11 protein-coding genes are annotated in these 11,772 nt (G+C 68.6%); 7 read left to right on the top strand and 4 right to left on the bottom strand.

From position 1 onward, the window contains the following. Positions 1-96: 96 nt before the first annotated feature. The 7 genes from ACO07Z_RS22755 to mazG all read left to right on the top strand — a co-directional run bounded on the left by ACO07Z_RS22755 (position 97) and on the right by mazG (position 7,368). Entirely contained in the window at positions 97-1,350 is a 1,254-nt protein-coding gene (locus tag ACO07Z_RS22755) for a D-alanyl-D-alanine carboxypeptidase family protein (protein ID WP_421700766.1), read from the top strand. Between the two features lie 239 nt (positions 1,351-1,589). Then, on the top strand, positions 1,590-2,231 hold the full coding sequence (gene tmk, locus ACO07Z_RS22750) for a dTMP kinase (protein ID WP_421700868.1): 642 nt from the start codon (positions 1,590-1,592) through the stop codon (positions 2,229-2,231). Next, complete coding sequence (locus tag ACO07Z_RS22745; protein WP_421700765.1) at positions 2,228-3,265, top strand: DNA polymerase III subunit delta'; 1,038 nt, start codon at positions 2,228-2,230, stop codon at positions 3,263-3,265. The genes tmk and ACO07Z_RS22745 overlap by 4 nt, the downstream gene beginning before the upstream one ends. A gap of 31 nt (positions 3,266-3,296) precedes the next feature. Beyond that, a complete protein-coding gene (metG, locus tag ACO07Z_RS22740) occupies positions 3,297-4,853 on the top strand; it encodes a methionine--tRNA ligase (protein ID WP_421700764.1) in 1,557 nt (518 codons plus the stop codon). Next, positions 4,850-5,623, top strand: a complete 774-nt coding sequence (locus tag ACO07Z_RS22735; RefSeq protein WP_421700763.1) for a TatD family hydrolase — start codon at positions 4,850-4,852, stop codon at positions 5,621-5,623. Before metG ends, ACO07Z_RS22735 begins: the two co-directional genes overlap by 4 nt. Positions 5,624-5,638: 15 nt before the next feature. Then, on the top strand, positions 5,639-6,439 hold the full coding sequence (locus ACO07Z_RS22730; RefSeq protein WP_421700762.1) for an MBL fold metallo-hydrolase: 801 nt from the start codon (positions 5,639-5,641) through the stop codon (positions 6,437-6,439). A gap of 95 nt (positions 6,440-6,534) precedes the next feature. Then, positions 6,535-7,368 carry a nucleoside triphosphate pyrophosphohydrolase gene (mazG, locus tag ACO07Z_RS22725; protein WP_421700761.1) on the top strand — a complete coding sequence of 278 codons (834 nt, stop codon included), beginning with the start codon at positions 6,535-6,537 and terminating at the stop codon, positions 7,366-7,368. Positions 7,369-7,513: 145 nt separating this feature from the next. Here mazG and hflX read toward each other — a convergent pair whose 3' ends face one another. The 4 genes from hflX to ACO07Z_RS22705 form a co-directional block, all read right to left on the bottom strand. Then, the gene (gene hflX / locus ACO07Z_RS22720; RefSeq protein ID WP_421700867.1) at positions 7,514-8,905 is read right to left on the bottom strand and encodes a GTPase HflX; all 1,392 of its coding nucleotides are present in this window, start codon (positions 8,903-8,905) and stop codon (positions 7,514-7,516) included. Beyond that, on the bottom strand, positions 8,902-9,153 hold the full coding sequence (hfq, locus tag ACO07Z_RS22715; protein ID WP_013166585.1) for an RNA chaperone Hfq: 252 nt from the start codon (positions 9,151-9,153) through the stop codon (positions 8,902-8,904). Before hfq ends, hflX begins: the two co-directional genes overlap by 4 nt. 209 nt (positions 9,154-9,362) lie before the next feature. After that, positions 9,363-10,223 (bottom strand): D-amino-acid transaminase, encoded by an 861-nt coding sequence (locus tag ACO07Z_RS22710; RefSeq protein ID WP_421700760.1) that lies wholly within the window; start codon positions 10,221-10,223, stop codon positions 9,363-9,365. Positions 10,224-10,309: 86 nt separating this feature from the next. Then, positions 10,310-11,758, bottom strand: coding sequence for a TrkH family potassium uptake protein (locus ACO07Z_RS22705; RefSeq protein WP_421700759.1), 1,449 nt, complete (start codon positions 11,756-11,758; stop codon positions 10,310-10,312). Positions 11,759-11,772 lie beyond the last annotated feature (14 nt).

Raw genomic sequence — 11,772 nt, 5'->3', positions numbered from 1 at the left:
TCCAGGCGCCTGCGTTCCGGCAAAGCCGGCGTCGCTGTCGCATTGCGGTGGCGACCTCCGGCTGTTAACTCTGCCCGGAGCCGGGGAGGACCGACCGTGAAGCTGTTGCGCATCCTGTTCCCGCGCCGCCATCCCGTCCAAAGCGGACCTGCGACCGGCGGACATGCGGGCGGCACAATCGCCGCCACCCTTCTGGCCGCGCTCCTCCTTGCCGCCGGCTTTTCCCCCGCTTCGGCGCAGACCGCGCCTGACATCGCAGCGCCGCAGGCGATCCTGCTCGACTATGACAGCGGTTCGGTGCTGTTCGAGCGCGCCGCCGACACGTCGAGCGCGCCCGCCAGCATCACCAAGCTGATGACCATGGCCGTGGTGTTCGGCGAGATCACCTCCGGCCGGCTGTCGCCGGATCAGGAATTCAAGGTGAGCGAATATGCCTGGCGGCGGGGAGGTGCCCCGTCGGGCGGCTCCACCATGTTCGCGGCCGTCAACAGCATGATCAAGGTCAGCGACCTGCTGCGAGGGGCGATCATCCCCTCCGGCAATGACGGGGCGATCGTGCTGGCGGAAGGCATTTCCGGCAACGAACTCGCCTTTACGGGGAAGATGAACCAGGAGGCCAAGCGCCTTGGCCTTACCGGATCGGCCTTCGTCAACGCCAGCGGTCTCGCCGATCCCGACCAGAAGACCACGCCACGCGACATGGCGAAGGTCGCCATTCACATCATCCGCGACTACCCGGACCTGTATAAGATCTATAGCGAGCCGGATTTCCTTTGGAACAAGATCCGCCAGAACAACCGCAACCCGCTGCTCGGCATGAGTCTGGGCGCGGATGGCTTCATGACCGGCTACCAGAAGGATGCCGGGTTCAATCTCGTCGGCTCGGCGATCCAGAACGGGCAGCGGCTCGTCGTCGTCATCATGGGCGCCAAGAGCGAGAAGGAGCGGGCCGAGGATGCCCGCAAGCTGCTGGAATGGGGCTTCCGCTCCTTCGAATCGCGCACCCTGTTCGAGGCCGGGCAGATCGTTGGCGAGGCGACGCTTTATGGCGGCGAGCGCAACGGTGCCCCGCTCACCAGCGACACGCCGATCCGGGTGCTGATTCCACGCAATGGCGACGAGAAGCTGGTGGCGCGCATCCGCTTCGAGGGGCCCATCCCGGCGCCGGTGGAGAAGGGCGAGGTGCTGGCGCGGCTCATGGTCTATCGCGGCGAGCAACTGTCGCTGGAAGTGCCGCTCGTCGCCGCCGAGACCGTGCCCGCCGGGCCGCTGTGGCGCCGGGCGATGGACGGTGCCTATGAACTGATGGTGAGCCTGCTGCGCCAGGGCTACGCCAAGATTACCGGCTGAGCATGCCGACCCGCACGCCCCCGCACGCGCCCGATTCCGCCGACAGCACGGAGAAGCCGCCGGCCAATCTGCCGGCCAAGCCGCCCGTCAAGCCCCGTCGTACGACGAAGCCGAAGACGGCGAAGGACATTTCTGCCGCCAAGCCCGCCCCCGCCGCGCCAAAGGCGAAGAAGGCGCCGGCCGCGCGCAAGGCTTCCACCCGCGCCGCCAAAGCCACGGCACCGGCCACTGGGCGCTTCATCACGCTGGAGGGCGGGGAGGGGGCCGGCAAGTCGACTCAGGTCCTCCGGCTGTTGGAGCGGCTGCGGGCGGCGGGCATCGACGCCGTCGGCACGCGCGAGCCGGGCGGTTCCACCGGCGCGGAGATCATGCGCCATCTGATCCTGTCGGGCGCCGCCAAGCCGCTGGGGCCGCTCGCCGAGGCGACCCTGTTCGCGGCCGCCCGCGCCGACCATCTCGACGCCACCATCCGCCCGGCGCTCGCCCGCGGCGTATGGGTGGTGTGCGACCGTTTCGCCGATTCCACCCGCGTCTATCAGGGCGCGCTCGGCAATGTCGATCCGCGGCTGATCGCGGCGCTGGAACAGGTGACGGTGGGCGAGACGCGCCCGGACCTGACGCTGATTCTCGACCTGCCGGCGGAGGAGGGGCTGGCCCGCGCCGCCGCCCGCTCCGGCCAGGGCGCCGACCGTTTCGAGAGCGAGGGGCTGGCCTTTCACTGCGCCTTGCGCGAGGCGTTTCGCGCGCTGGCAGCAGACGAGCCGGCGCGCTGCGTGCTGATCGATGCCAGCGGCACGCCCGAAGCTGTGGAGGAGGCCATCTGGCAGGCGGTTTCCACCCGCCTGAAGCTGCCCGCCCCGCGCCGGAGGCGGCGGACATGAAGGACGCGCCCCCGCTGGAAGGCGACCGCTTCGGCACCGCGCCGGCGCCGCGCGAGAGCACGCATCTCGTCGGCCATGAGGAGGCGCAGGCGATGGTACGCACCGCCTGGGACGCCGGGCGGCTGCCGCATGCACTGCTGATCGGCGGGGCGGAAGGAATCGGCAAGGCGACGCTCGCCTATGCCATCGCCCGCTTCGTGCTTTCCGGCGGCGCCGCGCCGGCGCATTCCCTCGCCGTCGACCCCACCCATCCGGCCGCGCGGCAGGTGGCGGCGCTGTCCCATCCGGACCTGATGGTGCTGCGGCGCACGCCCAACGACACCGGCAAGCTGCCGTCGATGATTCCGGCCGAACAGGTGCGCCGGGTGCGCAGCTTCTTCGGCTCCACGGCGGCGCTCGGCGGCTGGCGGGTCTGCGTCGTCGACACGCTGGACGAAATGAACGCGCAGGGCGCCAATGCGCTGCTGAAGACGCTGGAGGAGCCGCCGAACCGGGCGCTGTTCCTGCTGGTGAGCCATGCGCCGGGCCGGCTGCTGCCCACCATCCGCTCGCGCTGCCGCATGGTGCCGCTGCGCGCGCTCGCGGAAGGGCAGGTGGTGGAGGTGCTGGAAGGCCTGAGCGCCCACATGCCCGGCCTCGACCGCAGCCGCTTCACGGAAGCGGCGGAAGCCTCGGGCGGCAGCGTGCGCGAGGCGCTGACGCTGATGGAGGGCGACGGCCTCGCCGTGCGCAACGCCACCCGCGTGCTGCTCGACGCCCTGCCCCATGTCGACCCCAAATCGCTGCACGCGCTGGGCGAGAAGCTCACCGGCGACCGGGGAGGGGCCTTCCAGAGTTTTGTCGGCACGGTGGAGGGCTGGATCAGCGACCATGCCACCGGCCGCCGCCAGACCGCCAGCGTTCGTCTTGCACGCCTCCCGGAGGTGTGGGAGAAGGTTCGCCGCGCTGCGGTCGACGCCGATGTCTACAACCTCGACCGCAAGACCCTCGTCTTCCGGATCTTCGCGTCGCTCAACGAGGCTCTGCGCCCCTGATCGCGCGCTGGTCGCTCCGCAGGATACCGCCGTGAGACCCGCCTTCTACATCACCACCGCGATCGACTACCCCAACGGCGCGCCGCATATCGGCCACGCCTATGAGAAGATCGCCTCGGACGCGCTGGCACGCTTCAAGAAGCTCGACGGCTTTGATGTCTTCTTCCTGACCGGCACCGACGAGCACGGGCTGAAGATGGCGCAGACGGCGGAGAAGCAGGGTCTCACGCCGCTGGAATGGGCGACGAAGAACGCCACCCGCTTCCAGGAAATGGATGCGCTGCTCGGCGTCGATTATGACCGCTTTATCCGCACAACGGACGAGGACCACATCGCCGCCAGCCAGGCGATCTGGCAGCGCATGGTGGAGAGCGGCGACATCTATCTCGGCGCCTATTCCGGCTGGTATTCGGTGCGCGACGAGGCCTATTACGCCGAGGACGAAACCAGTGTGAACCCCGATGGCGTGCGGCTCGGCCCGCAGGGTACGCCGGTGGAATGGACGGAGGAGAAGAGCTATTTCTTCCGCCTCTCCGCCTATCAGCAGAAGCTGCTCGACTATTACGACGCCCACCCGGACTTCATCCGCCCCGAGGTGCGCCGCAACGAGGTGACGAGCTTCGTACGCGGCGGGCTGCAGGACCTCTCCATCAGCCGCACCACCTTCTCCTGGGGCATTCCGGTGCCGGGCGACCCGGACCATGTGATGTATGTGTGGGTGGACGCGCTCACCAACTACATCACCGGCGTCGGCTATCCCGACACGGAAAGCGCCAGCTTCAAGCGCTATTGGCCGGCGAACCTGCACATCATCGGCAAGGACATCATCCGCTTCCACGCGGTGTACTGGCCGGCCTTCCTGATGTCGGCAGGGATTGAGCCGCCGAAAACCGTGTTCGCGCATGGCTTCATCCATAATCGCGGGGAGAAGATGTCGAAGTCGGTCGGCAATGTGATCGACCCGTTCGACCTCGCCCGCGCCTATGGCGTCGATGCGCTGCGCTATTTCCTGCTGCGCGAGATTCCCTTCGGCCAGGACGGCTCCTACAGCCACGAGGCCATCGTCGCCCGCACCAATGCCGACCTCGCCAACGACCTCGGCAATCTCGCCCAGCGCTCGCTGTCGATGATCGCCAAGAATCTGGGCGGCGCGCTGCCGGCCCCCGGCCCGCTCGCCGAGGACGACGCGACGATTCTCGCGGCCGCCGACGCCATGGGCGCCAAGGTGCGCGAGGCGATGGACGGCCAGCAGATCCATAACGCGCTGGCCGCCATCTGGTCGGTGGTGGCGGACGCCAACCGCTATTTCGCCGGTGCCGCGCCGTGGGAACTGCGCAAGTCCGACCCGGAGCGCTTCGGCACCGTGCTGTGGACGACGGCGGAAGTGGTGCGGCAGGTGGCGCTGCTGGCGCAACCCTTCATCCCCACAAGTGCAGGCAAGCTGCTGGACCTGCTGGCGATTCCCGAAGAGGCGCGCAGCTTCGCCAGCCTCGGCGCGGCCGGTCGGCTCGCGGGCGGCACCGTGCTGCCGGCGCCGGTCGGGGTATTCCCGCGCTATGTCGAGCCCGAGGCGCCGGCCGCCTCATGATCGTCGACAGCCATTGCCATCTCGACTTCCCGGACTTCGCCGCGGAACTCGACGACGTGGTCGCGCGGGCCCGCGCGGCCGGCGTCGGCCGCATGGTCACCATCGGCACGCGGGTGCGCCGCTCGGGCGAGGTGAGGGCGATCGCCGACCGTTTCGAGGATGTGTTCTGCTCGGTCGGCACCCACCCGCACAATGCCGGCGAGGAAGCGGATGTGACTCTGGACGAGATTCTGGCCGCCGCGGACCATCCCAAAGTGGTCGCCATCGGCGAGGCCGGGCTCGATTATCACTACGACACCGCGCCGCGCGACGCGCAGGCGGCCGGTTTTCGCCGGCATATCGAGGCGGCGCGGCGCACCGGCCTGCCGCTGGTGATCCACGCCCGCGACGCCGACGCGGATGTGGCGGCGATCCTCGAAGAGGAAAGCGGGAAGGGCGCCTTCGACTTCGTGCTGCATTGCTTCACCGCCGGGCCGGACCTCGCCCGCCGCGCCGTGGCGCTGGGTGGCTATGTCTCCTTCTCCGGCATCCTCACCTTCAAATCCGGCGCGCCGCTGCGCGAGATCGCTGCCAGCCTGCCGGCCGACCGGGTGCTGGTGGAGACGGACGCGCCCTATCTCGCGCCCAACAGCCGGCGCGGCAAGCGCAACGAGCCTTCCTATGTCGTCGAGACCGCCCATATACTGGCTGAGGCGCGCGGCGTTTCCTTCGATGAGATCGCCGCGCTGACGACGCAGAACTTCTTCCGCCTGTTCTCCCGCGCATCCTAGAGGCTTCCGCTCCCCATGGCGCTGACCTTCACCATTCTCGGCTGCGGCTCCTCCGGCGGGGTGCCGCGAGTCGGGCAGGGCTGGGGCGTGTGCGACCCGAACGAACCGCGCAACCGCCGCCGCCGCTGCTCCATGCTGGTCGAGCGCCTTGACGACGGCGCCGAACGGCCGACGCGGGTGCTGATCGACACCTCGCCGGATCTGCGCGAGCAGCTGATCGACGCCGGGGTCGACCGGCTCGACGCCGTGCTGTTCACCCATGAGCATGCCGACCACACCCACGGCATCGACGATCTGCGCCCACTGACCATCCTCAACCGCCGCCGCATCGACGTGCATGTCGACCCCGAGACCTCGGCGATGCTGCACCAGCGCTTCGGCTATTGCTTCGAAACGCCGCCGGGCAGCGACTACCCCCCGATCCTCACCGAGCATCGCTTCCACGCCGGCGACACCATCCGGGTCTCAGGTCCCGGCGGGACGGTCGAGGCGCAGGCATACCGCCAGTACCACGGCAACATCATCTCCTATGGCTTCCGCATCGGCGGGCTGGCTTATTCCAGCGATTTGCACGACCTGCCGGAGGACAGCCTGCCTTATCTCGCCGACCTCGATGTGTGGATCATCGACGCGCTGCGGCCCAAGCCGCACCCGACGCATCTGTCGCTGAGCGAGGCGCTGGCCTGGATCGAGCGCATGAAGCCGCGCCGCGCCGTGCTGACCAATCTGCACACCGATCTCGACTACGCCACGCTGTCGCGTGAACTGCCGGAAGGCGTGGTTGCTGCCTATGACGGCATGAAAATCACGTTCTGACAGCCATTTAACGTGCCTTTCTCACCCACGCGACCTCCCTCGCCCACGAGAACGTTTTCCATAATATGTCTTCTGCGAATCGTCCCGATGCGGATTTGGCGCCCTCCCGCGACATTGAGCGCCTGCTGGAGATCATGGCGGCGCTGCGCACGCCGGAGACCGGCTGCCCCTGGGACCTCGCACAGGACTTCGACACGATCGCGCCCTACACGATCAAGGAAGCCTATGAGGTGGCCGATGCCATCGTCCGCGGCGATCTCGACGATCTCTGCGACGAGCTGGGCGACCTGCTGCTGCAGGTGGTGTTCCACGCCCGGCTGGCGCAGGAACGCGGCGCCTTCGATTTCGGCGCCGTGGTCGAGGCGATCACCGCCAAGATGATCCGCCGCCACCCGCATGTGTTCGGCGACGCGCGCGGGCGCGACGTGGCGGCGGTGAATGCGGCGTGGGACGCCATCAAGTTCGAGGAGAAGGCGCGGCGCGCGGCGCGGCGGGCGGCGCGGGGTCTGCCGCCGGAGCCGGGGCAGGGCCGCACGCTGGACGGGGTGCCCGCCGGCGCCCCTGCCCTCACCCGGGCGGTGAAGCTGCAGGACAAGGCGGCGAAGGTCGGCTTCGACTGGCCGGAGGTGCAGCCGGTGCTCGACAAGATCCGCGAGGAGATCGACGAGGTGGAAGCCGAGATCGCCTCGGGAGACCGCAAGGCGGCGGGAGAAGAAGTCGGCGACCTGCTGTTCGCGCTGGCAAATCTCGCCCGGCACCTCGATGTCGACCCAGAGGCGGCGCTGCGCGGCACCAACGAGAAGTTCACCCGCCGCTTCGCCCATATCGAGGACCGGCTGGCGGACGCCGGGCGGACGTCGGCTGAGGCCAGCCTCGATGAGATGGAAGCGCTGTGGCAGGAGGCGAAGACGGCGGCGCCGAAGGCGTAGGGCGGCGGGGTAGGTGGCCTGCCCCTGCCCGCCTTCCCCGCCTTCGTCATGCCGGCCAAAGCGCGGCGCAGAGCCGGGATCGCATGCCCTTCGCGGCTCTCACATCGGCCTTCGGCCGTCCGGGAGGATGATCGGTCGTGGCGCCTCAGCCCCGGATCCGCCGCGCGCCGAAGCGGCGCTCGATCTGCTCGGCACGGTCCGGCGGCACGCGGACCGCGAGGTGCAGCCGCCCTTCCGCGTCCTCACGCCGCTCCAGCACCTCGCTGTGGCGGTAGAGCCAGCTGAGATTGCCGCCATCGGCGGCGTCGAGATCGACGGCGAGGCTCACCCGCTCGCGTGAGAGGCGCTGCGAGATGGTGGCGAGCAGCGGCTCCATGCCCTCGCCGGTGAGCGCGGAGACCGGGATCGGGCGGGCATCGCCCTCGCGGCGGGCGGCGGCGTTGAACAGCCCTGCCCTCGCCTCCGGCTCCAGCCGGTCGATCTTGTTCCACACCTCGATGACGCGATGATCGTCTTCCGGGTCGATGTCGAGATCGGCCAGCACGCTCTTCACATCATGCGCCTGCGCGTCCGCGTCCTCATGCGCCATGTCGCGCACATGCAGGATGAGATCGGCCTCGATCACCTCTTCCAGCGTCGCGCGGAAGGCGGCGACAAGCTGGGTCGGCAGATCGGAGATGAAACCGACCGTGTCGGACAGGATCACCTTGTCGCCGGTGGGCAGCTGCACCGCCCGCAAGGTCGGGTCGAGCGTGGCGAACAGAAGGTCCTGCGCCATGACCTCGGCGCGGGTCAGCCGGTTGAACAGGGTCGACTTGCCGGCATTGGTGTAGCCGACCAGCGCCACGACGGGATAGGGCACTTTCTTGCGGCTGGCGCGGTGCAGGGCGCGGGTGCGCTTCACCTGCTCCAGCTCGCGCTCGATCTTGACGATGCGTTCGCCGATCAGCCGGCGGTCGGCTTCGATCTGCGTCTCGCCGGGACCGCCGAGAAAGCCGAAGCCGCCGCGCTGGCGCTCCAGATGCGTCCAGGAGCGCACCAGCCGGCTGCGCTGATAGTTGAGATGGGCGAGTTCGACCTGAAGCACACCTTCCTTGGTGCGGGCACGCTGGCCGAAGATTTCCAGAATGAGCGCGGTGCGGTCGATCACCTTGGCCGACCACGCCTTTTCGAGGTTGCGCTGCTGCACCGGGCTGAGCGGGGCGTCGACAAAGACCAGCCCTGCCTCCTCCGCCTTCACCAGGCCGGCGATTTCCTCGACCTTGCCGCTGCCGAGATAGGTGGCCGGACGCACCTGCGACAGGCCGACCAGCGCGCTGCCGACCAGCTTCAGGTCGATGGCGAGCACCAGACCGACCGCCTCGTCGAGCCGCGCCTCGGGCGAGCGGCGCACGCCTTCCTCCCCTGCCCCGCGACGGGTCAGATGGGGAACGATTACCACAACGCGGGTCGCGTCGCCCTCGGTTTCATGCTCGACAGGCAGGCCGGCGGCGCGACCGGCGGGCGACGTGCGGGAGGCCTTGAACTCCAAGATCAGCCCTTCTCGCCGGTCTCATCGGGTTCGAACAGCTGAACCGGATGGCCGGGCATGATGGTCGAGATCGCGTGCTTGTAGACCAGCTGCGAATGGCCGTCGCGGCGCAGCAGCACGCAGAAATTATCGAACCAGGTGACGACTCCCTGCAGCTTCACGCCATTGACCAGGAAGATGGTGAGCGGCGTCTTGTTCTTGCGGACGTGATTGAGAAAGGTGTCCTGGAGGTTCTGCGAACGTTCCGCGGCCATGGTTTTTTGATCCGTTTGTTTGTTGTTGCTCGTAGGTCGGCGCGGTCGTCCTGCGCTTTGCGCCCCGTCCGGGAGCGGTCAAGCACAAAGACGTGCGCCCCAAACATGGCATAGCATGTCTGGCGCGCAAGATGCTTTCGCCAAGTTGGTTCCCCTTGGCAAGGTCTTTCCGCACCCGCCGGCCGGGCGGGCGGGCAGAATTACCTGCGTCAGCGGGCGATTTCGGCAAGCCGGTGGTAGTTGGCGCGCAGGGCGCGGGCCACCGGGCCGGGCCGGCCGTCGCCGATGGCCTGCCCGTCGATTCGCACCACCGGGGTGGCGAAGTTGGTGGCCGAGGTGACGAGTGCCTCGCGCGCGCCCAGCGCTTCCGCCACGGTGAACGGGCGCTCCTCGATGCGCAATTGCAGCTCGGCCGCCACTTCGAACATCACCGTGCGGGTGATGCCGCGTAGAATGCCAGCCTCCGCCGGGCGGGTGACCAGCCGCCCCTCCGGCGTGACGATCCAGGCATTGGTCGAGCCGCCCTCGGTGACATGGCCGCCGGCATCGACGAACCAGGCTTCGCGCGCGCCGGCCTGCTTGGCCGCCTCCTTGGCGAGAACATTGGGCAGCAGGCCGACGGTCTTGATGTCGACCCGCTCCCAGCGATTGTCCGGCACGGTGATGACGCCGATCCCCTGCTCCGCCGCCGCGTCACCCTTGGCGGGGTCGATCGCGCGGGCGGTGACGACGATGGAGGGCGGTGTCGCCGGATCGGGGAAATAATGGTCGCGCCGGGCGACGCCGCGCGTCACCTGCAGATAGACGAGGCCGTCGCGCACCCGGTTGCGGGCGATGGTCTGGCGCAGCACCACCCCGAGCGCGGCAAGCGACATGGGCAGGCGGATGCGCAGTTCGCCGAGCGAGCGCACCAGCCGCTCCATATGGCGGCGCTCATCCACCATATGCCCGCCGCGCACCTCGCAGACTTCATAGACGCCGTCGCCGAACTGGTAGCCGCGATCCTCCACATGCACGCCCGCCACGGCGTGCGGCACATAGGCTCCGTTCACATAGGCAATGCGCGACATCGTATGTCCTCAGCCCGGTCTCGGTACAGCCACCTGTTCGCCCATCGATTGAACATGGCGCCTCAGTGGCTTGATATGTCTGCCCTTTAACGTCGCCAAAGGGCGAAATTAGCCAACCCCAGCACGACGAGGATTTCCAGCCGGCCGAGAATCATGGCGAGCGCCAGTATAAGCTGCGCATAGGCCGGCAGCGCGCCCCAGTCCGGCCAATTCACGTCCGGCTGCCAGTTCACGGCATAGACCGGACCGACATTGCTCAGGGCCGTCACCACCGCGACGAAGGCCGCCTCGAAGCTCGGCATGGCCGGGGCGAGGGCGACGGTGAGCGCGCCGATCACGGTGCAGGCGACGCCGAACATGATCCAGATCGCCTTCATCATCTGCAGCGTCACATTCTGCTGCCCGAGGCGACGCGGATGCACGGCGCTGGGATGCACCAGCCGCTCCAGCTCGCGCAGGCTCTGCAGCACCATCACCCCGGCGCGGTAGATCTTGATGCCGCCAGCCGTGGAGAAGCTGGCACCGCCGATGAAGACGACGGTGAGTACCACCGTCACCGGCAGGCTGGCGAAGGCGCCGGCATGCGGCTCGATGCCGGTGGTGGTGACGAGCGCGACGGCGGTGAACAGCCCGTCCTCAAGCGCGATGGGCAGCGACAGACTGCTGCCTAGGGTGCGAAAACCAATCGCCGCGGCGGCGATGCCGAGGCCGAGGCAAAGCGCAAAAAGGACAATGTTTTCATATTGTCCCAGCGCGAGGCGAAAGCGCCGTGTGAGCAGCATCCGCTGCCAGAGCAGGCTGGTGCCGCCGATCAACATGAACACAATCAGCACCGCCTTGATGCCGAAATGCCCATAAGCGGCGATGCCGTCCGCGTCCGGCAGCAGGCCGCCGGTGGAAAGCGCCGCGCCGGCGAGGCCCAGCGCCTCGAACAGCCGCAGGCCGAGCAGGAACAGCAGGAAGGTGCACAGGATCGTGGCGCCGAGATAGATCGGCAGCACGAGCCGCAACGCGTCGTCCAGCGTCATCTGATGGGTGACGCCGAGCAGATTGGCCCGCGCGCTGCGGTCCGGCAGGCCGCCGAGGCCGGCGGGACCGAGCACGGCGACGAAGCCGACAAGGGTGAGCAGCCCGCCCGCCCATTGCAGCGTCAGCAGCCAACCCAGCGTCGCCCGGGGTACCTTTTCGAGGTCGTGGATCTGGATCGGCCCGGTGGTGGTGAAGGCCGCCACCGCCTCGAACCAGGCATGCACCGGCCCGAGCGTCGTGGTCGCGGCAATGGGCACGGCGGCGATGATCGGCACGACCAGCCACAGCACCAGCAGCAAGCCATAGGCGGCGAGCCGGTCCAGCCGCCCTGCCCGGTTGCGCACGGCGAGATGCACCGCCCCCGCGCCGAAGACGGTGAGCAGCGCTGTCATCAGGAAGACGTCGGCGCCAGGTTCGCGCCGGAACAGCGACACCAGTGCGGCCAGCAGCAGGAAGCCGGCCATGACGCCGGCTGTCTGGGCGCTGTAGCGGGCGACCGCAATCATGAGCCGGGGCCTCT

Source organism: Ancylobacter sp. (assembly GCF_965229075.1).
Taxonomy (GTDB): domain Bacteria; phylum Pseudomonadota; class Alphaproteobacteria; order Rhizobiales; family Xanthobacteraceae; genus Ancylobacter.
Note: the sequence above shows the minus strand (reverse complement) of the source record. Positions and strands in the feature narration are given on the sequence as shown.